Below are 21,340 nucleotides of genomic sequence, written 5' to 3'. Positions count from 1 at the left end.
TTATTCCTTATTTGGTGGTGTTGTTTGTGGTTGGTTTAAATCTATCATAGGCACGATTTGATTATTTTGAGGGGGATTTTTTAAAGGCATTTTATGCGGGTCTAAAAATTCAACCATAAGCCTAGAATCTTTATCTTCAATATAAATCGTAAAAGTTGCAATCCCCTTTTTATAATCGCTAAATTCTAAAATCAACCTCGCTCTATCAATGTGAGGATTTTGATAATCAGGAATCAATGTTTGCGAAGCCCAGTTTAAATTTCTGCGTAAAGAAAGAATGAGTTGTCTTGGATATTTCCTAAATTTAGAATGCACCACAATGTTTGTGTTATCAAAAAGAGTCCAATAAAAGTCAAAATTTTGCACCTTATCTTCAAAGCCAAGTTCTTTGATTTGCACACTTGCTCTCTCATCTTTTTTTAATTCAAATTTATAAGTATGCTCAAATATGGGTGTTGAGCCAAAAATGCTTGTCATTAAAAAGAGTGTTAAGACAAAAATTTTCATTTAGCCCTCGTGTCCTAGAATTTTCGCTCCAAGTTCTATATAAATGTCATTTTGTCTTTGTTCTATCAATTCATTATTTTCCAAAATGAAATTTTTAACATCATTTTCGTTTAAACCTTGCTTTTCCAAAAGCTCAACCATAGCGATGTATTCCGCAAAGAAATTTTCAAATGTTTTTTCTAATGCTCCTAGATTTCCATTTTGCACGATTTCTAAGAATTTTTCTTGAGGGCTTTTGTTAAACATAGAATCAAATATATCCATTTTTTCCCTTTAATTTTTAATCTTTGATTATAGAATTTTAAGGGTTAAAAAGAGTTTAAGGTTATAAATAACTTGGCGCATCATTTGAAAAGAGAATTAAGTCGCCGTTTTTCGTGTGTTTGGCTAAAATTTGCACGAGTTCGGCTTTTTCTTTTAAAATGATTTTGTTAATTTTAAGCTCTTTTTCAAAAAGTGTTGCGTTAATGTGAGCTGAGATAATGGCTAAATCAAAACTTTCGTTGATGATTTTGGCAAGTTTTATATTGTCCTCTTCGCCTCCCTCAATAATGCCCGGAGTAACTAAAATTCTACGCCCCTTATAAGTTTTAGCTAATTGATAGCTCTCACTCATACCTTTAAAATTTCCATTAAAACCATCGTCAATGATAAATTTCGGTTCTTTTGATATGATTTGTAGGCGGTGTTCTACGGCTTTTAGATTCGCGATTTGCTCTTTGATTTTTTCAAGTTTTATGCCTAAAAAATTTGCACAACACACACAAGCACATAAATTTTCTGCATTAAAAGCACCTAAAATAGAGCTCTTAAAATGCTCTTCTTTTTCGTTTAAACGCATAGAAAATTCAAGTCCTTCAAGATTTGAGTGAGAATTAAGAAGCAAGATGTCGTAAATTTTGATATTTTCTTCATCTTTTTTGAGAGTGCTTGAGTGTAAAAAAGCTTGTTTTAATCTTTTGGATTGTAAGGCTTCAAGCTTTGTTTCCCTAGTGTTTTCTATATTTTTAAAATATTCTAAATGTGCTCCACCAATCTCGCCTATAATGCAAATTTGAGGCTCTAAAAAATCGCTTAATTCTAAAATATCACCTCTAAGTCTAGCTCCAGCTTCTGCGATATAAATTTGCGTATCATCTTTTAAATTTTCATTAATGTCTTTCACTATACCCATTAGTGTATTGACACTTCTTGGACTTTTGCTTGTGATGAAATCATCTTTTAAAAGTTCATAAAGGAAATTTTTAATGCTCGTTTTTCCAAAACTTGCCGTGATGAGTATGATGGTTAGGTTGGGATTTTTTAGAATTTTATTTTTAGCTTTTTTGAGAAAATATTTTGCTTGTAAAAATCCTAAAACTTTAAGGGCGAGTAAGGCACAAGGTAGGCTTAAAAGATTATAAAGGAAAGAAAAACGCAAAGAAAGTATGGCAAAAAGGACATTAAAGCCAAAAACAAAGAGAAAAAACCACCCCACTTTTGCGGTAAAAACAAGCTTTTTATCAATTCTTTTATGCCAAAAATATAAAATTGGCGTATGAATGAGCACAAAATACGCTAAAGAAAGCCAAGAAAAACCTAAAGAAGTGATGAAGATGAGGTAGGGTAGGGCTAAAAAATATAAATGCCATAAGGGTTTATGATAATGGAAAATAATGCGTTTGAGCTTGTAAGAATACCACTGCAATGCTAAAATCAAATAAAAAGCTACACAAAAATTAAAAAGTAGGGTGTTGATAAAATAAATACTATGAAGCATTTTTAGCCTTTTTAATGGTGTCTGCGATAAATTTCGTGTTTTTTAAGAAGAAAAAGTGGTCGCCTTCTAAGGCGTAAAAGGTGCTATTTTTTAATAGAGAATGCAAAATTTCTCCGCTTTTAAGTGGGGTGGCTTTATCTTCTTTTCCCCAAAAAATGAAACTTTGATTTTTAAGACTTTTAAAAATGCCGCTAAAGTCCTCATCTACAACCCTTTTAAAAGTTTCATACATCATAGGACTTAAATTTGCCCCATCTTTACTCGCAAAAAAGCGGTAAAATTTGCCAAATCCAAGCTTTTTTAGAATTTTAAAAAGAGCAATTTTAAAACGCACTTTAAAGGGTTTTAAGGTGATAATACCAGCACTTGAAAGCAGGATTAAGGAAGTGTTGAGGCGATTTTGAGCTAAAAGGGCGCAAACTTTCCCCCCAAAAGAATGCCCCAGCAAATACGCAATTTGCCAATTTTTTGACTTTATAAATTCTTCCAAAATCAAAGCATAATCTTTACTTTCAAGCACTTCTTCTACGCTTGAATTGCCAAAACCAGGCAAGTCGATATAAATTTGACAAAAATCTTTCAAAAATTGAGAAAAGGCATTTATCATAAGTTCTTTGTTTGCTCCCCAGCCGTGTAAAATGAGAATTTTTTCTTCTTTTTCAAGTCCCATAATTTCATAGCTCAGCGCATAATCTTTACCTTTATAAATAACTTTGCTTTGTGCCATTTTATGCCTTTTGATTTTTGTAGATATTTTCTAAAAGCTTGACTGCTTCTTCTAGGCGCTCATACTCTTTAACGCTTAACATCACAGCTTCGAATTTATTGTTTTTAAGGATGACGATTTTGCCCGAAGAACTTTTTTTAAGCTTTTCTAAAATGGGACTAAAATTTCTTACAAGCTCAGTGGCAGTGTAAATTTCATCTTGCTTGCAAAGCATTATAATTTGCCTTTTTGTCCGTTGATACTATGTAAAAAACTATAATTTATCTTAATTTTAGCTTCATTTTTTACACTTTTTGCGAGTTGATTAAGTGTAGTGTTGAAGTCTTTGAAGAGATAATTGGCGAGTGAGCCCGGATTTGGATTGATTTCATTTAAATAGACTTCATTTTCAAAAATGAAAAAATCACATCTTATTAAGGCACCTTTAAAGAGAGGATTGTAAATTTTGCTAAAGGCTTCTTTAAGTTTGATTTTTAGCTCATCGTTTAAATCTGCTTCGATGAGTTCATTATGTCCTGAAAAACTAAGATATTTTTGCTCAAAATCCAAAAATTCTTTTTTCTTAGGCTCTTCTATGATGGAAAAAATTAGCTCATCGCCCACCATACACCCCGCCAAATTATATTCTTTAATGTCTTTTTTAAATTCCTCTACAAGTAAGGTATCATCAAATTCAAAGCCCACATCTTTACCATAATTAAATTCTTCTTCGTTTTTCGCCACGCTAATGCCTATACTACTTCCTAAACGCACAGGTTTTAAAATACAAGGAAAAGTGGGTGTAAATTGAGAATTTGCACCTTTTCTAAGGATAGAGTATTTAAGAGTTTTGACACCAACGCTTTTAGCGTAAAGTTTGGTAAGCTCTTTGTTAAAGGATAGCACGCTAGCTTCAAGACGCGGTCCTATGAAATTGATTCCAAAGAATTCAAACAAAGCGGCGATTTTACCATCCTCTCCGTCTCTTCCGTGGATAAGATTTATCACGCATTTGGCTTCGAGCTTATTTTCCTTTAAAAAATTTTTAATATAAAAGCCACCCTGTTTTAAAATAAGCTTTTTTTCTTTTTTATAAGCTTTTGAGCTGAAAGTTTTGGCATTCAAATTTGAAGCTTCGATAAGATAAAATTCCCTTTCTTCATCACAAAATATAAACAAAGCTTCTTCGCTTAGCACTTTTTTAAGCACTACAGCACTGACTATACTAATCTCGTGTTCGTAAGAATTCCCTCCAAAAAGTATGGCAAATTTCATTTTTATCCTTTTATGCAAGTTTTTTTAAAGCTTCTTTGACTAGCTCACTTGTGTCTTTTGCTTCGCAAGTGGCTAAAACGCTTAGAATTTTATCTTGTTTAAAGCCAAGAGAAAGAAGAGCGGCTAGAGCTTCAGCCTTATTATCGCTGACATTTGTGAGTGCGATTTTAGAATCGCTAAGCTCGACAATAATGCGCTTTGCACTTTTTGCACCGATGCCCGGCACTTTTTTAAATACACTTTCATCATTTAAGGTCAAGGCTTTATAAAAGGCATTGCTATCAAGGCTTGAGCATATCGCCATTGCTGTAGTTGCACCGATGCCATTGACTTTTAAAAGCATTTCAAAAATTTTTTGCTCATCTTTTTCTAAAAAGCCATAAAGCTTGTGTGAATCTTCTTTTATAATTTGCGTGATTAAAAGCTCACATTTGGCGTGAAGTTCTAATTTAGCTGCACAAAAAAGGGAGATGTAAATTCCATAACTCACGCCATTTTGAGTTTTTAATACTGCGAAAGTGGGTTCTTTTTTAGTAATTATCCCTTCGATGGCGACAACCATTGTATATCCTTTTCATCATAATCAATTTTCTTTTCAAGCTCTACAAGTTCTTTATTATTTTGTATGCTTTTTTTTAGCCCTATATATCTTACCGCCTCATCAGCACTAGAAGCGAAAAAAAGTTCATTTTTAGGTGCGATAAGGAAAAACCTCACCTCATTCATATCGCTCCATTTTCCGCCTCTATTAATCAACTTAGCGTTTAAAAGTGCATCTTGTAGTCTCAATAATTCTTCATTCAAATTTGCCTTTTTTTCTAAAAGCTCTTTTTGCATTTGAGTCAATTTTTGCAATTCTTCGTTTAATTTTGCATAATCCTCAAGCATTTTTAAAAATTTATCTGGGATTTTTTGCTTATTTTCTCTTAACTTTTGTATTTGCATTTCTAGTGTCGCTACGGCACTTTTTCCTACTAGTATGCTTTGCTTTAAATTTTGCATTTTATTTTGGAGATTAAAAAGCTCATCGTCTATATTTTTAAATTCTTCTTCATAATTTTTATCCAAAGTTTTTACTTTAGCAAAAAATTTATTATTATCACCCTCAAAGCGTTCTACGATGACATTTTCAAAGAATGTGCAAGTGTTATTTGTCGCAAGGGATTCTATATAAATTTTATCTGCTTCTACATTTCCGCCCAAACTTTTTTTAATCCTTACCACCTTAGCCTTAATGCTTCCTCCCTCAAGCAAATCCACGCTTATATTTTCGCCATCTATTGCACCTCTATGTGTTTTGATGTAGCCCTCTTTGGCGTAAATTTTTGCTTTAGTATGCGTTGTGCCGTCGATTCTAAGTCTTGTAGCTTTAAGGTTGGTATTTCCTGCGACACTCCCGGAGATATTAAGCTCTTCACATTCTATCCCAACGCCAGAATTAACAGCATCTTGCATATCTGATGTAAATTTGATATTAATTTTTACATTTTTATCTAAACCAGCACGGATAACGCCAACGCTTTTAAAATCCACAGCCCCATACTCAAGCTCATTGGCAATGTCATAATTATTTGCATTTTCTACCACAAAGCCTTTTTTGAGGGCGATGTATTCTACAAATTCCTCTTTTTCTTCGCGTTTGAAAGCATTGGAGCAAGAAAAATTGATTTTATTTTCCTTAGGTTCTAAAACCTCTAAAATGTGTAAATTAATATCCTTACCCTTTTTGCCATTTTTAGCTTTTAAATGTCTTAGCACAACCTCATTTTCACCAACGGTAATAATATCTGCTCTTTGCTCGTCCAAAGTATAGTTTTTTACCTTGTCTTTATAGCATAAAATAAGGGCTTCATCTTGACTTTGTGTTGGCTCGACGCCCTTAGCTATGGTAATTTGGACGATTTGTTTAATGGGTGTGCTTTTATGCTTGCTTAAAAGCTCAAGCAGTTCTTTTTTAAAATTAAAAATACGAATTCCTATGAGAAATTTAAGTTTTAGCATTTTTTTGTAGATATTTTGGAGAATTTTTATAGCGATTTTTTCTTCATAAACGAGAGTTTTTAAATCGATTTGGGCTATGATTTTAGTGAGGTTTTTATTAGCGACTAGTTTGATAGCGTTTGCGTAAATATCGTTTTCTTGGCTTTGGTAAATTTCAATTTTGTATTCTTGCTTAATTTGCAAGTCTTTTTTTAAAAAAACTTCATCATCATCAAATTTTACAAGTTCTTTTTCGGCTATTTTTTGCCATTTATCCTCACCAAAGCGGTATTGTGTTGAAAAAGCCAAAAGTCTAAAATCAAGCTCTTGGACACTAAGCCCCGTTCTTGATGCTACACTTAGCATTTCTTTGTAAGGATTCTCTGTATAGGTAACGACATTATCAAAATTCGCCAAAACAAACTCCTTAATTAAAAATATAATTGTAACGCATAACCTTAAATCAAATTCTTATCTTTTAAAATATTATAAAGCCTTAGTGTGGAAATGAAAAAGGTTAAAATGGCAGGTCCTAAAATAATCCCCCAAAAGCCAAAGCTTGAAATTCCAGCTATCATCGCAAGAAAGATAAGAAGCTCATTGATATTTGTCGGGGTTTTAACGAGCTTTTCATTAATCCACTTTATAATAAGTGGTTTAATGAGTGTATCAGCAACAAAAGAAATCATTATGAAAGAATAAATAAGTATCACAATCGCACTACTTAAATTCCCAGAAGCAAAGGTATAAAGGCTCACAGGCACATAAACCAAAGCTCCACCCACAGCAGGGATTAAAGAGCTAACCGCAAAAATCACACCCATTAAAAGTCCATCATAGCCATAAAAAAACATTATGATTCCAAAAAGTGCGCCTTGGAAAATCGCCACGATAATCATAGAGTAAAGCACCACAGCCATAACATTACCCACTTCGCCTAAAATTTCATCAAGCTCGGTTTTGTTAATGGGAATTATGGTCTTTAAGTAGATGACAAGTTCTGTGCCGTAAAGATTTGCAAAGAAATAAAACACGCAAATTAAAGCCATATCCATAAGAAATTTGGCTCCTGATTTTGTAAAGCTTGAAGCGTAAGTAAGAGCTTGTCTATAAAGCGAATTTAAATCAAGTTCAGCGATAAATTCTTTAATCTTAGGCTCTAAAAACTCCAAAGAAGAGGGCAGAGAAAATTCGTAATGTTTAATGTAATCAAGAGTTTGGGTGATGAGGTTAATATCGAAATTTTTCAAAGCCTTTGCAAGCTCTATGCTTGTATAGATAAAAGGTGCGAAAAAAAGTAAAATCATAAAGGAGGTTGTAAGTGTGGAGGCTAAAAGCTTTCTTTGCTTAGTAAGGCTTAAGAATTTAGCGTGTAAATTTGAAGTCGCCACAGCCATAAGAGCGGCTATTGCCATCACAAGCAAAAAGCTTTTAAAAAGATAAAGCAAAAGACTTAAAATAACCAAAATAAAACAAATTAAAAATATTTTCCCACTTTTCAAAATTCAGTCCTCAAATAAAGTTTTTTCATAATTAAGCTTAAGTGCTAGATAGCTTTTTGCACTAGCTATCCTACCTTTTGCAGTGCGTTCAATGTAGCCATTAGCCAACAAATAAGGCTCTATAACATCCTCTATGGTATTTTCATCTTCGCTTAAAGCTGCCGCTATACTTGCAAGTCCCATAGCCTTACCCTTAGCAGTAGTTAAAAGCTCTAAATATCTTAAATCCATACTATCAAATCCTAGCTCATTAACCCCCAAAGAATTGAGTGCCTCATAAGCTCTTTTAAGGCTTATTATTTCTTCATCATTGACATCGGCAAAATCGCGAACTCTTTTTAAAAGCCTTAAAGCAATGCGTGGGGTGGAGCGCGAACGCTTGGCAATCTCTAGTGCTGCTTCTTTTTCGCAGTTTTTATTAAGCTTAAGTGCTGCTTTTTGCAAGATGAGAGCTAATTCTTCATTTTTATAAAATTCAAGGCGAAATTGCATACCAAAGCGGTCTCTTAGAGGGTTGCTTAACATACCTGCCCTTGTGGTTGCGCCGATGAGGGTAAATTTTGGTAGGTCGATTTTAATGGTTTGGGCAGCTGGTCCGCTTCCTATGATAATATCAAGCCTAAAATCTTCCATTGCAGGGTAAAGCACTTCCTCAATGGCTGGGCTTAGACGATGAATTTCATCGATAAAAAGCACATCACCTTCGCTTAAATTTGTCAAAATTGCGGCTAAATCTCCGCTTTTTTCTATCATCGGTGCGGCTGTGGTTTTGATATTTGCTCCCATTTCTGTGGCGATAATGTTGGCTAAGGTCGTTTTGCCAAGTCCTGCCGGTCCGCTAAAAAGGATATGGTCTAAACACTCACCGCGTTTTTTTGCTGCATTAATGAAAATATGAAGATTTTTTTTAATATTTTCTTGCCCTATATAGCCCTCAAAATTTGAAGGTCTTAAAGAGCTTTCGTAAGTTTCATCTGGGGAGAATTTTTCAATTTCTACTATTCTGTCCATATTGCTTTCTTTGGTGTAATAAAGGGCGAATTCTAGCAAAAAGCTTTTTAAAAAAAGATGAAATGAACTTAACTTTTTTAAAAGCTTGTTTTTGTTATAGTATAGACTTTAAATATAAAGGGAAATAATGAATTTGGTTATAGTTGAAGATGATATTAATATGCGAAAATCTTTAGAAATCGCTTTAGCAGAATATGAAGAATTTAAAATCAAGTCTTATAAATCTGCCACTGAAGCTTTAAGAAAACTGAGTGATGATACAGATTTGATTATCACAGATATTAATATGCCCGGACTTGATGGATTAGAATTTGTTAAGGCGTGTGAGAATAAATATGATTTTATCATCATCACAGGTAATGCCACGCTTAACCGCGCCATCGAAGCCGTGCGTTTGGGGGTGAAAGATTTTTTAACCAAGCCTTTTGATGTGAATACCTTAGTTCAGGCGATTAAAAGAGCGAAAATCATACGCGAAAAAACAAGCGATAAAAAAAGCATAAAAAAAGAAAATGACTCAAATGATGAATTTTTTGCCACTTCGGCTAAATTAGAAGCGACTTTAAAATTAAGCGAAAAAGCGGCAAAAACAGATGCTTCTGTGATGTTTTTTGGTGAAAGTGGAGTGGGGAAAGAGCTTTTTTCAAGACATATACATAAAAATAGCAAAAGGGCAGAAAAGCCTTTTGTGGCGATTAATATGGCGGCTATTCCTACAAATTTGATTGAAAGTGAGCTTTTTGGTTTTGAAAAGGGAGCTTTTACAGATGCAAATGCCACGAAAATAGGACTTTTTGAAATGGCAAATGAGGGGACGCTTTTTTTAGATGAGATTGGCGAGATGCCCTATGAAATTCAAGCTAAACTTTTAAGAGCTTTGCAAGAAAAAGAAATTACGCGTCTTGGAAGCACGAAGGCGATTAAAATCGATGTGAGAATTATTAGTGCGACAAATGCAGATTTGGAGCATAAAATTAAAAATGGTGAATTTAGAAGTGACCTTTATTATCGCTTAAATACTTTACCAATACAAATTCCTCCTTTAAGAGAGCGTAAAGAAGAAATTTTGGGTATAGCGAATAAAGTTTTATTGGATACTTGTAAAGAATATGGACTTAATGACAAGCAGTTGGGAAAAGAAGCGCAAAATGCTTTGCTAGAATATGAATTTCCGGGGAACATTAGAGAGCTTATTTCCATAGTGCAAAGAGCGTGTATTTTGAGTGAGGAAGATACGATTTCAAAGGAAGATTTATTTTTAGAGGCTAGAAGTGCAAAAAAAGAATTAAAAAATTTAGAAAAAGAACTTTTAGAAGAAAGCCTTAAGAATATGGACTATGATGTAGAAAAAACGGCAGAATTTTTAGGTATGGAGCTTAAGAGTTTAAAAGAAAAAATGAAAAAATATCATATAAAAGGATAAGTTAAATGAAAAAACAAAAAATAGCTATAGTGGGTGCAACAGGTGCTGTGGGTGAGGAACTTTTAAATGTTTTAGATGAGCTTAAATTTCCAGTGGAGAGCATTTTGCCTTTGGCAAGTGCGAAAAGTGCTGGGAGTGAGGTTGAATTTCAGGGGAAATTTTATAAAGTAAAAGAGCTAACCGAAGAAGTTTTTAGGCAAAATCCTGTGGATATCGCTTTTTTCAGTGCTGGAGGGAGCATTTCGGCAAAGTATGCAAAATTTGCCGTAGAATCCGGTGCTGTGGTTATAGACAACACGAGCCATTTTAGAATGGATAAAGATGTGCCTTTGGTTGTTCCTGAGTGCAATGCGGAAGATATTAAGCTTTGGAAAAAAACAGGCATCATTGCGAATCCAAATTGTTCTACCATACAAATGGTGCATATTTTAAAGCCTTTAGATGAAGTTTTTAAGCTTAAAAGAGTCGATGTGGCGACTTATCAGGCGGCAAGTGGGGCTGGCAAAGAGGGTATGGCTGAGCTTGTGGAAGGGCTTCAAAGCTTTTTTGCTTTTAAACTTGATGAATTTAAGTCTAGCACTTTCCCCTACACCTTAGCACTCAATTTAATCCCGCAAATCGATGAATTTACGGACAATGGCTACACAAAAGAAGAGCTTAAAATGGTCAATGAAACGCAAAAAATCTTACATAAAAACCTAGAAATTTCGGCTACTTGTGTGCGTGTGGGAGTGCTTAGAAGTCATAGTGAGGCTTTGAGTTTGCATTTTGAAAAAGAAGTTGATGTGAAAAAGGCTAGAGAAATTCTTAAAAAAGCTCCAAGTGTCGTAGTTATTGATGATGTGGCTAATAAAAAATATCCTATGCCACTTTTTACTAGTGATACAAATGAAACCTATGTGGGGAGAATTCGTAAAGATATTAGTCGTGATAATGTTTTACACTTATGGTGTGTGGCGGATCAAATTCGCGTAGGAGCAGCGACAAATGCTGTAAGAATCGCACAAAAATGGCTTGAGTTAAGGGGAAAATGATGTTGGAAAAGATGTTTGAAGGCTTATTGATAAAAAGTCGTATTGTTACGATTTTGCCTGTTATTTTTGGACTTGTTGGGGCTTTTGTGTTGTTTTTCATTGCGAGTTATGATGTATTAAAAGTGATTTTTTTCACTTATCAATATTTCTTTGCTTCGGGCGTTGAGATTGACTTGCACGAAGATGTTGTAGGGCTGATTATTGGGGCTGTGGATTTATATTTGATGGCTTTGGTTTTATTTATCTTTTCCTTTGGAGTGTATGAACTTTTCATTAGTGAGATAGAGGAATTTAAGCAAACTAAGCAAAGCAAAGTTTTAGAGGTGCATAGTTTAGACCAGCTTAAGGACAAGCTTGCAAAAGTGATTATTATGGTTTTGGTGGTGAATTTTTTTCAGCGTGTTTTACAGATGAAATTTGCGACTCCTGTGGATATGGCTTATTTGGCGGGTTCTATTTTAGCTCTTTGTGTGGGACTTTATTTTTTACATAAGGGTGGGCATTGAGTTTAACTTTTTTTGTTATAATCCTCAACCTAACGAATTTCAAGGAGAAACAATGAGGAAATTTGCTCTTATTTGTGTATTTTTAAGCTCAAATATTTTAGTTTCTAGTGCAGCTCCTCTTGATGAAGTCTTTAAAGATGTGGAAGTTTCAGGCACGGTGCGTTATAGATATGAAAGCTCAAGCGCAAAGCTAAAGAGTAAAAATTCAAAGTCTAGCACCAAAACACGCACAGATATTACGATCCAATAAGGTTTTTTTATATGGCGAAATTTGTATTTTTAATTTCTATTTTTATTGTCGGTCTTTTTGGGGTTAATTTAAAATCTTTTTTTACCTATACCTTTGATGCGGGTAAAACTTATGATATGCAAAAAGCTAGAGATTTGTATTTTCAAAAAAAGTGTCAAACTTGCCACGGCGATAATGGTGAAAGAAAAATTTCAGGGAAGGCTTTAAAAGATATGAAGCCAGAAGATATCAAATATTCTTTAATTAACTTCACCTTAGAGGGAGGAAATTCTGTCAATATGGCTGTGCATTCTAGAAATCTAAGCCATGCTGAAATTGATGAAATTATTGCTTATATCAAAGGCGAAGATTTTGCGGTGGAATTGCAAGTGAAAGATTTACTTGAAGAAGAGCCGCCGCAAAAAACTAAGCATGGAATTTTTATTAAGTAAATTTATTTTAAAAGGAGAAAAAATGAAAAAAAGTATTGTAGCTTTGACGAGTTTAGCTCTAACGAGCTTTTTGTATGCAAAAGATGTTAATGTTGGGGTTGTTTTGCCTTTGACTGGAGCGTTTGCAGCTTATGGTCAGGATGTTTTTGCTGGAGTAGAATTGGCAAATAAATTAAATCCAACTCTTTCAAATGGCGATAAAGTAAATCTTATTGTGATTGATAATAAGGGCGATAAGCTAGAAACTTCAAGCGGGGTTAATCGTCTCATTTCTCAAAATGGTGTTTTGGGGATTATAGGAGCGGCTACAACGCCTAATACAATTCAAGCCATTTCCATAGTGGAGGACAAAAAAGTTCCCCTTATTGCTCCGGTTGCTTCTGGGGATAGACTTTTAGATAAAAAAAAGTATGCTAGTAGGGTTTGCTTTAAAGATAGCTTTCAAGGTGATAAATTTGCAAATTTTGTAACTAAAGATTTGAAGCTCTTAAATGCCGTTCTTATCATAGACCAGAGCAATGTTTATTCCCTAGGGCTTGCTAAGGCTTTTGAGGAAAGCTTTACAGCAAATGGCGGTAAGGTGCTTAAAAAATTGATGATAAATTCTGGCGATAAAGATTTTAGAGCTGTTATTTCTCAGCTTAAGGCTTTAAATGCGGATTTTGTTTATATGCCTATTTATCATCCAGAGGCAGCTCTTATCGCAAGACAAGCAAGACAAATGGGCTTTAATAAGCTCTTGGCTGCGGGAGATGGGGTCAATAATCAAACTTTTATCGAACTTGGTGGCAATGCCGTGGAGGGTGTGATTTTCACAGATAGTTTTGATTCTAATAATCCTAGCACGAAATTGGCTAAAGATTTCATTGCAAGTTACGAAAAAGCTAAGGGAGTCAAAGAGCTTCCAGCTTTTTCTGCTATGGGGGCAGATGCGTATTATGTAATGCTTAATGCTATGAATGCTTGTATTAATAATTTAAGTGCTGAATGCGTCAATGAAAAAATTCATCAAACAACTAATTTTGAGGGAGTTGGCGGACTTATTAGCATAGATTCTAGTGGTAATGCAACGCGTTCTGTTGTAATAAAAGAGATTAAAAATCAAAAACAAGTTTATAAAACCATTATTAATCCATAGGGGCAAAAGATGAAGAGGAGTTTAGTTTTAATTAGTTGCTTAGTAGCAACTTTAAGCGCTAAAGAAATTCAAATAGGTGTCGTATTGCCTCTAACGGGAACAACGGCAGCTTATGGTCAAAGTGCTTTAGAGGGGATTAAATTGGCTAATTCTTTGCAGGCAAATTTACAAAATGGTGATAAAGTCAATCTCGTGGTAATTGATACCAAGGGTGATAAATTAGAGTCATCAAGTGCGGCAAATCGTCTTGTCTCTCAAGATAAGGTTGTGGGGTTAATAGGCGAGATGACGACGGCGAACACCTTACAAGTAATGCGTGTAGCCGAAGAAAATAAAATTCCATTGATTGCCCCAGCTGCCACAGGAGATAGACTTTTAGATAAGAAAACTTACTCCTCTAGGGTGTGTTTTATGGACAGCTTTCAGGGTGCTTCTTTGGCAAGATATGCTTTTGAAAATTTAAATTATAAAAACGCTGTGGTGGTTTTGGACCAAAGCACAGATTATTCTTTAGGTTTGGCTAGGGCTTTTGAGAAAGAATTTAGTGCCAAAGGTGGTAAAATTTTAAAAAGCTTGAGGGTAAATTCTGGGGATAAAGACTTTAAGGCTATTATTGCACAGATTAAGGGTTTAAACCCTGAGTTTATATTCTTGCCACTTTATTATAGTGAGGCGTCTTTATTTGTGCGTCAGGCGAGAAATGCGGGGCTTTCTACACCTATGGCTTCTGCTGATGGCGTTGCGGATAAGAGTTTTATAGAGTTGGCTGGAAGTGCAAGTGAGGGATATATTTTTACCGATAGTTTTGATTTTAATAATCCTACTACGAAGCTTAGCAAAGAATTTATTGCAAGTTATGAAAAAATTAAACACACGAAAGAAGTGCCAAATTTCACAGCTATGGGAGCGGATGCATATTTTGTAATGTTTAATGCCCTTAATGCTTGTGTAGATAATCTAACTTCTGTTTGTGTCAATGAAAAAATTCATCAAACAACTAATTTTGAGGGCGTAACTGGCGTGATTAGTATCGATAAAACAGGTAATGCAACGCGTTCGGTTGTGCTTAAAGAGATTAAAAACCAAAAGCAGGTTTTTAAAGATGTTATTAACCCTTAAGAGAAATTTATAGACTATGGATTCGACTTTATTTTTACAACAACTTGTGAATGGTTTTAGTCTCGGTAGTATGTATGCGCTTATTGCTGTGGGCTATACTATGGTTTATGGTGTTTTAAGATTGATTAATTTTGCTCACGGCGATATTATGATGGTGAGTGCATATGCGGCACTTTTTTGTATCACTAGCCTTAATGTGCCTTTTTTGGGAGCACTTTCTTTAGCTATGATTTTTGCTATGGTTGTGGGGATTGCTACAGATAGGATAGCCTATAAGCCTTTGCGAAAAGCTCCTAGAATTTCTTTGCTCATTACCGCGATAGGGATTAGCTTTTTCTTACAAAATCTTTTCAATATGCTTTTTACTTCAACTCCAAAGGCTTTTATACCACCAGCTTATTTTGAAGAGCTTATTAGTGTGGGGGGAGTGAGTATGACTTTTGGTAGTTTGCTTGTGCCTTTAATTACTTTTATCATTGTTATAATTGTGCTTTTAATTCTATATAAAAGTAAGTATGGTATCGCAATTCGCGCTTTGGCTTTTGATGTGCAAACTGTAAATTTGATGGGCATTGATGCAAATCGCATTATTGCGATAGTTTTTGCATTGGGTTCTGCTCTGGCTGCTGTAGGTGGGGTGTTTTGGGCGAGTATGTATTATTCCATTACGCCTACTATGGGCACATTGATAGGACTTAAAGCTTTTGCCGCTGCAGTTTTGGGCGGTATAGGTTCTGTGGTAGGTGCTGTTATAGGGGGGTTAATTATAGGACTTACTGAGGTTGTTGCTGTGGCGTTTTTTCCGGAACTTTCTGGTTTTAAAGATGCTTTTGCTTTTATTTTCTTGGTGTTTATTTTGTTATTTAAGCCTACGGGAATTTTAGGCATTAACTTTGAAAAAAGTAGGTTTTGATGATGAGTAGAGCAAAAAATTCGCATTTGATATTTTTATTTTTAGCACTTGCTTTTATTTTTATTTCTCCTCAAATTTTTAGCGATTATGGTATGAGTATTGTTAATCAAATCGCTATTTTTGTGATATTAGCAGTTAGTTATAATTTGATTAATGGCGTTACAGGGCAGTTCTCTTTAGAGCCAAATGGTTTTGTGGCTGTGGGGGCTTATGTCGCAGCTTTAGTGCTTTTAAGCACGGAGGCGAAAGAAGAGCAGTTTTTTTACGTTGGGATTAATCCTTTCATTTTGGCTTTACACTCTCCAAGCTTTATTGTTGCTTTGATAGCGGCTGGTTTATGTGCCTGTTTGCTTTCTTTTATTCTTTCTTTTGCAGTTTTTCGTGTGAGGGGAGATTATTTGGCTATTGTAACACTTGGTTTTGGGATTATTATCAAGCTTTTAGCTTTGAGTTTTCCCACTTTTACAAATGGCTCAAGAGGGATTAACGAAATTCCAGCTTATTCTAATATTTATTGGACTGGCGGTATTGCTATTATTGCTGTGGTGCTTATTTTAAATATAATCTATTCTAAATACGGACGCGCGATGAAAGCCATAAGAGATGATGAAGATGCTGCAAGCGCTATGGGAATCAATACTTTTTGGATTAAAACTCTTGCCTTTGGGACTTCAGCGTTCTTAGAGGGCGTTGGTGGAGGACTTTTAGCTTGTCTTTTAACGACGGTTTCACCAGAGCAATTTGACTTTTTACTTACCTTTCAACTTCTTATTATCATCGTTTTGGGGGGTCTTGGTTCAACTTCTGGGGCGATTTTGGGTTCTATTTTGGTCATTGGTGGAGCTGAATGGTTAAGATTTTTAGATGAGTTTAAAATTCAAGTGGAGCTGTTTGGAACGGAAGTGCAAACAGGACACGGACTTAGAATGGTCGTTTTCTCTCTTATCCTTATACTGGTAATGTTATTTGCAAGAAAAGGGATTATGGGCGATAAAGAATTGACGGAAGTCTTTAAATCCCTACAAAAGCGTTTTAGGGGGAGGGAAAAATGATTTTAGAATTAAAAAAAATTTCCAAAAGCTTTGGTGGAGTTAAGGCGATAAATGAAACTTCTTTTGTGGTAGGTGAGGGCGAAATTTTTGCTCTCATTGGTCCAAATGGAGCTGGCAAAACCACGCTTTTTAATATTATTACAGGAAATTATAAGCCAACAAGTGGGGAAGTTTTATTTAAGGGGCAGAGAATTGACACGCTTAAACCCCATAAAATTGTGCATTATGGCATAGCTAGAACTTTTCAAAATATTAGACTTTTTTCTAGTATGAGTGTTCTTGAAAATGTGTTGATAGGTTTTAATCATCAAATGAAATACAGCATTTTAGAGGCTTTTTTGCACTTAGGACGCTTTGCTAAGGTGGAAAGCGAATTTAAGGACAAAGCTTATGCGCTTTTAAAGGAGCTTGAGCTTGATGAAGTTGCTAACCATAAAGCGACAAGTTTAAGTTATGGGCAGCAAAGAAAGGTTGAGATTGCAAGAGCTATGGCGACAAATCCTAGTTTGCTTTTACTCGATGAACCAGCAGCTGGAATGAATAGTGCGGAGAGTCAGGCTTTAGCAGAGCTTATTTTTAAATTAAGAGAAGATTATAAAATGGGTATTTTACTTATAGAACACGATATGAAATTTGTTAATCAACTTTGCGATAGGGTTTTGGTTTTAGATTATGGACGGACGATTTTTGAGGGGAAATTAAGCGATGCCGTTAATCATAAGGAAGTTATCGCGGCTTATTTGGGGGATTTTGATGCTGGTTGTTAAAAATTTACATGTTTATTATGGTTTGATTGAGGCTTTGAAGGGTATTGATTTTGAAGTAGAAACCGGACAAATTGTTTCTCTTATAGGTTCAAATGGGGCTGGTAAAACATCGACCTTAAATGCTTTATTAAATTCTGTTAAAAGAACAGGTGAAATTAATTTTTTAGGTTATGAAACAAAGAGGCATTTAACACATACTTTGGTGCAAAAGGGCATCGCTTTAGTTCCTGAGGGGCGTAGGGTTTTTATTAATTTAAGTGTGGAAGAAAATCTTAAAATAGGTGCTTATAATAATAGTGAAAATTACGAGCATTTAAGAGAGCAAATGTATAAGCTTTTTCCGCGTCTTGTGAGTAAAAAACATACATTAGCTGGGAATTTAAGCGGGGGAGAGGCACAGATGTTGGCTATTTCTAGAGCGTTGATGAGTGAGCCTAAGCTTTTAATGCTCGATGAGCCTTCTCTTGGTCTAGCACCTAAGATTGTGGGAGAGGTTTTTGATATCATTTTGCGTTTAAAAGAAGAGGGCATCACGATACTTTTGGTTGAGCAAAATGCTTTTTCGGCACTTAAGATTAGCGATTATGCTTATGTTTTGGAAAATGGGCATATTGTAATGCAAGATGAAGCAAAAAATTTAATTCATAATGATGAAATTCGAAAGAAATATTTGGGGTTATAAATGAAAAATATGATAAAAAGCATAGGGGATTTACGAATTTCTATTGTTTTATTTTTACTTTTTGCACTTTTTTGTGCTTTAGCAACCTTTATTGAAAGTGCTTATGGAACGCCTACGGCTTGGGCTATGATTTATGGCACGGCTTGGTTTGGCTATATTCAACTTTTACTTGGCATTAACTTGCTTTTTGGTATGTTTGCCTATAAGATGTTTAAGGTTAAAAAACTACCTTTGGTGATTTTTCATTTTTCGTTTTTGTTTATACTTTTGGGTAGTGCGATGACAAGATATGGTGGCTTTGAGGGTTCGCTTCATATTAGAGAAAATAGTGCTAATTCCGTTATGCAAAGTGCTAAAAGTTTAATCCGTTTTTCTGCGGTGGAAAATGGGGAAATTTATAGTAGTGTTAATACTGAATATATAGGCGTTTTGCCCTTTGTTAATTCTTTTAATATGCAGCTTAATATGAGCGAAAAGGCAAATTTGGTTTATAAGGATTTGCTTTTAGATGCGCAGTATGTGTTTGAGGAAAATAATGCTTCTTCGCCTCTACTTGTTTTAATGCTTTCAGCACAAGAAATGCAAGGAAGTGAAGTAGTATTTAAAAAAGGGGAAATTAAAAATTTGGGTGGGGTGAATTTTGCTTTCTTAAATGATGAGGTAAAAGCACCTTTTGTAAAAATTGATGAAAAATTAAATCTTAGCTCCAGCGAAGATTTGAAATTCTTAAGTATGGGCGATGGCACAAGTGCGGTTTTAAAGGCAAATACTAAAGAAGATGCGAAGCAAAGAAGACTTTATGAGTTAAATAATGTCAATTTTGTGGTTAAATTTGCTTCTTTGAGTGCAAAAGAAAGTCTTAAGGGTGTTAATAGAGAGCAAGATGCGAGTTTTTGGGCGTGGTTTAAAAGTGCTTGGATGGAAGTGGGACGCACTTTTTTAGTTTCTTCTTTTGGTGAGCCACAGACTTGGAAAGCCTCTTGGCTTTTGGGCTTAAAAGATTTTGCTATGAGTAAGGATTACCAAGCTCTTAAACTTCAAGGACGCAATGCTTTAAAACTTGAATTAAATTATAAAGGCAAGAGTCAAGAAGTTATCGTGTTTGAATACGATAACCCTCTTGCTGTGGAGCTTGAGGGGCGTAAATTTTTCATTTCTTGGAATTACAGCTATCAAGAGCTTCCTTTTGAGCTTTATCTTAAAGATTTTGTGATGGAGCGTTATCCTGGTTCAAATTCTCCGGCTTCATATGCAAGTGAGGTTGTTGTAAAGGACAAGGATAAAGAATTTGATTATAGGATTTTTATGAATAATGTTTTAGATTATAAGGGTTATCGTTTTTATCAAAGTTCTTTTGACCAAGATGAGCTTGGCACTATACTCTCCGTCAATCAAGACCCTGGTAAAATCCCTACTTACATAGGCTATTTTTTACTTTGTCTTGGTATGTTTTTAAATTTGTTAAATCCGCATTCAAGATTTAGAACTTTAGCAAAGCTGATAAATAAAGAAACGATGAAAAACACTTCTGCTTTGTTTTTATTTGCTTTTCTTTTTTTTGGGACAAGTAAAGCTTTAGCACAAAATAACTTACCTATAATAGACAAAGAACACGCTAACGCGCTTAGCTTTTTAGTTGTGCAAAAATTTGATGGGCGTATGAGTCCTTTTGATACTCTTGCAAGAGAGATTTTAGAAAAAATTCGAAAAAGCGATAATTATCAAAATCAGGAGGCAAGCGCAATAATGCTTTCTATGATGATGAATGCAAATGAGTGGCAAAAAGAACCTTTTATCATTATGCCAAAAAATGAGGCAGTAAGAAGTGAAATAGCTAAAATTTTGGGCATAGAGAGTGCCAAGTATATCGCTTATCAAGATTTTTTTGATAAAGACGGACAATATAAATTACAACGCTATGTAGAAAATTCTAATCGTAAAAATCCAAATGCAAGAGGGGTTTTTGATAAGGAAATTATAGCTTTGGATGAGAGGGCAAATGTTGTCAATTATGTTTTTCGTGGAGTTTTGTTTAAAATCATTCCTAAGCAAAATGATGAAAATAATCTTTGGCTTCCACCTTTTTCAGCTTTAGAGAATTTGCAAGGGGAAGAGCAAAAAATTGTTTGGGCTTTGATTAGTAATTATTTAACCTCCGTAGATGAGGCTTTGGTAAGCCACGATTGGACCAAGGCGAATGCTAGTTTAGATTTGCTTAAGCAATACCAACTCAAATTCGGCTCTAGTGTGATGCCAAGTGAAAAGAAAATTGCCACAGAAATTTTTATTAATAAGGCACAAATTTTTGTTAAGCTTATCCCTATTTATCTTTTGGCTGGTTTTTTACTTTTACTTTTGATTTTGGCTAAGATGATAAATTATAAGCTTAAGATAGATTTTGTTTTCAAGCTTGTTTATTATTTAAATATTTTTGTTTTTCTTATCCATACTTTGGGACTTGGATTAAGGGCTTATTTGGCAGAACACGCACCTTGGAGTAATGCGTACGAGAGTATGGTCTATATTGCTTGGGCTTTAGCACTTTCTGGGATATTTTTTTCAAAAAGAAGTCCTATTTCACTTTCTTTAACTTCTATTTTGGCAGGTGTTGTATTGGCTGTGGCTCATTTAAATGAGATGAATCCGCAAATTACACCTTTAATGCCTGTTTTGCATTCTTATTGGCTTAGTATCCATGTTTCTGTGATTACGGCAAGTTATGGATTTTTAGGCTTGAGTGCATTGCTTGGAATTTTTGTTTTGGTTTTAATGTGTTTTCTTAAGAAAAATGGAAAATTACAAAGCAGCATTTTAAGAAATATTACGGAGGCAACTAGGATTAATGAAATGGCTATGATTTTAGGGCTTTGTTTGCTTACTGTGGGAAATTTTTTGGGCGCTATTTGGGCAAATGAGAGCTGGGGAAGGTATTGGAGTTGGGACTCTAAGGAAACTTGGGCTTTAGTTAGTATTTTGGTTTATGCGGCGATTTTGCACCTTAGAATGATACCAAAATATTCTAATCAGTTTATTTTTGCACTTTGGAGTATGTTTGCTTATTGGGTAATTATTATGACTTATTTTGGAGTTAATTATTTCTTGGTGGGTATGCACTCTTACGCTGCTGGTGAGGCGGCACAAATTCCAAATTATGTATATTGGGGTTTTGGCTTGATGGTTGTTTTGGGAGTTTTAGCATATAGGAAGCGTGAATTTGTTGGTAGGCTCTAGCGTTTTATTTATCGCTTTTTGTGCGGCAGGAGTTTTACTTCTTATTTTTGTTTT

Annotated in this window: 22 protein-coding genes; 12 read left to right on the top strand and 10 right to left on the bottom strand. The window is 34.7% G+C overall.

Annotation, left to right across the window (positions count from 1 at the left end):
* From CHELV3228_RS07410 to ruvB, 10 genes are all read right to left on the bottom strand, one after another.
* Positions 1 to 507, bottom strand: coding sequence for an exporting protein (locus tag CHELV3228_RS07410; RefSeq protein WP_082200377.1), 507 nt, complete (start codon positions 505 to 507; stop codon positions 1 to 3).
* Positions 508 to 771: a DUF2018 family protein gene (locus tag CHELV3228_RS07405; protein ID WP_082200376.1), complete on the bottom strand. Its 264-nt coding sequence runs from the start codon at positions 769 to 771 to the stop codon at positions 508 to 510.
* 61 nt (positions 772 to 832) lie between these two features.
* Complete coding sequence (locus CHELV3228_RS07400) at positions 833 to 2,266, bottom strand: Mur ligase family protein (protein ID WP_082200375.1); 1,434 nt, start codon at positions 2,264 to 2,266, stop codon at positions 833 to 835.
* The gene (locus tag CHELV3228_RS07395) at positions 2,256 to 2,993 is read right to left on the bottom strand and encodes an alpha/beta fold hydrolase (RefSeq protein WP_082200374.1); all 738 of its coding nucleotides are present in this window, start codon (positions 2,991 to 2,993) and stop codon (positions 2,256 to 2,258) included. The genes CHELV3228_RS07400 and CHELV3228_RS07395 overlap by 11 nt, the downstream gene beginning before the upstream one ends.
* 1 nt (position 2,994) lies before the next feature.
* Positions 2,995 to 3,210, bottom strand: coding sequence for a type II toxin-antitoxin system Phd/YefM family antitoxin (locus CHELV3228_RS07390; protein ID WP_082200373.1), 216 nt, complete (start codon positions 3,208 to 3,210; stop codon positions 2,995 to 2,997).
* Positions 3,207 to 4,247: a D-alanine--D-alanine ligase gene (locus CHELV3228_RS07385; RefSeq protein ID WP_082200372.1), complete on the bottom strand. Its 1,041-nt coding sequence runs from the start codon at positions 4,245 to 4,247 to the stop codon at positions 3,207 to 3,209. Before CHELV3228_RS07385 ends, CHELV3228_RS07390 begins: the two co-directional genes overlap by 4 nt.
* Before the next feature lie 10 nt (positions 4,248 to 4,257).
* Positions 4,258 to 4,809, bottom strand: a complete 552-nt coding sequence (ruvA, locus tag CHELV3228_RS07380) for a Holliday junction branch migration protein RuvA (protein WP_082200371.1) — start codon at positions 4,807 to 4,809, stop codon at positions 4,258 to 4,260.
* Entirely contained in the window at positions 4,785 to 6,644 is a 1,860-nt protein-coding gene (locus CHELV3228_RS07375) for a flagellar assembly protein A (RefSeq protein WP_082200370.1), read from the bottom strand. Before CHELV3228_RS07375 ends, ruvA begins: the two co-directional genes overlap by 25 nt.
* Positions 6,645 to 6,685: 41 nt before the next feature.
* The gene (locus CHELV3228_RS07370) at positions 6,686 to 7,729 is read right to left on the bottom strand and encodes an AI-2E family transporter (protein ID WP_082200369.1); all 1,044 of its coding nucleotides are present in this window, start codon (positions 7,727 to 7,729) and stop codon (positions 6,686 to 6,688) included.
* A gap of 3 nt (positions 7,730 to 7,732) precedes the next feature.
* Entirely contained in the window at positions 7,733 to 8,740 is a 1,008-nt protein-coding gene (gene ruvB / locus CHELV3228_RS07365) for a Holliday junction branch migration DNA helicase RuvB (RefSeq protein ID WP_082200368.1), read from the bottom strand.
* A 127-nt stretch (positions 8,741 to 8,867) separates the two neighbouring features.
* Here ruvB and CHELV3228_RS07360 point away from each other — a divergent pair, with 127 nt between their 5' ends.
* The 12 genes from CHELV3228_RS07360 to CHELV3228_RS07305 are packed head-to-tail and all read left to right on the top strand — an operon-like array spanning position 8,868 to position 21,286.
* Positions 8,868 to 10,163 carry a sigma-54-dependent transcriptional regulator gene (locus tag CHELV3228_RS07360; RefSeq protein ID WP_082200367.1) on the top strand — a complete coding sequence of 432 codons (1,296 nt, stop codon included), beginning with the start codon at positions 8,868 to 8,870 and terminating at the stop codon, positions 10,161 to 10,163.
* Positions 10,164 to 10,168: 5 nt separating this feature from the next.
* Entirely contained in the window at positions 10,169 to 11,197 is a 1,029-nt protein-coding gene (locus CHELV3228_RS07355; protein WP_082200366.1) for an aspartate-semialdehyde dehydrogenase, read from the top strand.
* Positions 11,197 to 11,703, top strand: coding sequence for a YqhA family protein (locus tag CHELV3228_RS07350; protein WP_082200365.1), 507 nt, complete (start codon positions 11,197 to 11,199; stop codon positions 11,701 to 11,703). The genes CHELV3228_RS07355 and CHELV3228_RS07350 overlap by 1 nt, the downstream gene beginning before the upstream one ends.
* Positions 11,704 to 11,755: 52 nt before the next feature.
* Positions 11,756 to 11,953 carry a mini-MOMP protein gene (locus tag CHELV3228_RS07345; RefSeq protein ID WP_004276951.1) on the top strand — a complete coding sequence of 66 codons (198 nt, stop codon included), beginning with the start codon at positions 11,756 to 11,758 and terminating at the stop codon, positions 11,951 to 11,953.
* 11 nt (positions 11,954 to 11,964) lie between these two features.
* Complete coding sequence (locus CHELV3228_RS07340; RefSeq protein ID WP_082200364.1) at positions 11,965 to 12,384, top strand: c-type cytochrome; 420 nt, start codon at positions 11,965 to 11,967, stop codon at positions 12,382 to 12,384.
* A 22-nt stretch (positions 12,385 to 12,406) separates the two neighbouring features.
* Positions 12,407 to 13,522: an ABC transporter substrate-binding protein gene (locus CHELV3228_RS07335; protein WP_082200780.1), complete on the top strand. Its 1,116-nt coding sequence runs from the start codon at positions 12,407 to 12,409 to the stop codon at positions 13,520 to 13,522.
* Positions 13,523 to 13,531: 9 nt separating this feature from the next.
* On the top strand, positions 13,532 to 14,641 hold the full coding sequence (locus tag CHELV3228_RS07330) for an ABC transporter substrate-binding protein (RefSeq protein WP_082200363.1): 1,110 nt from the start codon (positions 13,532 to 13,534) through the stop codon (positions 14,639 to 14,641).
* Between the two features lie 16 nt (positions 14,642 to 14,657).
* Positions 14,658 to 15,554 (top strand): branched-chain amino acid ABC transporter permease, encoded by an 897-nt coding sequence (locus CHELV3228_RS07325; RefSeq protein ID WP_082200362.1) that lies wholly within the window; start codon positions 14,658 to 14,660, stop codon positions 15,552 to 15,554.
* Complete coding sequence (locus CHELV3228_RS07320; RefSeq protein WP_082200361.1) at positions 15,554 to 16,606, top strand: branched-chain amino acid ABC transporter permease; 1,053 nt, start codon at positions 15,554 to 15,556, stop codon at positions 16,604 to 16,606. Before CHELV3228_RS07325 ends, CHELV3228_RS07320 begins: the two co-directional genes overlap by 1 nt.
* On the top strand, positions 16,603 to 17,373 hold the full coding sequence (locus tag CHELV3228_RS07315; RefSeq protein ID WP_082200360.1) for an ABC transporter ATP-binding protein: 771 nt from the start codon (positions 16,603 to 16,605) through the stop codon (positions 17,371 to 17,373). The genes CHELV3228_RS07320 and CHELV3228_RS07315 overlap by 4 nt, the downstream gene beginning before the upstream one ends.
* On the top strand, positions 17,360 to 18,055 hold the full coding sequence (locus CHELV3228_RS07310; protein WP_082200359.1) for an ABC transporter ATP-binding protein: 696 nt from the start codon (positions 17,360 to 17,362) through the stop codon (positions 18,053 to 18,055). The genes CHELV3228_RS07315 and CHELV3228_RS07310 overlap by 14 nt, the downstream gene beginning before the upstream one ends.
* Positions 18,056 to 21,286 carry a cytochrome c biogenesis protein gene (locus tag CHELV3228_RS07305; protein ID WP_082200358.1) on the top strand — a complete coding sequence of 1,077 codons (3,231 nt, stop codon included), beginning with the start codon at positions 18,056 to 18,058 and terminating at the stop codon, positions 21,284 to 21,286.
* Positions 21,287 to 21,340: the final 54 nt, after the last annotated feature.

The organism is Campylobacter helveticus (assembly GCF_002080395.1).
GTDB classification, from domain to species: Bacteria; Campylobacterota; Campylobacteria; order Campylobacterales; family Campylobacteraceae; genus Campylobacter_D; species Campylobacter_D helveticus.
This window is presented reverse-complemented; position numbering and strand designations above follow the sequence as displayed.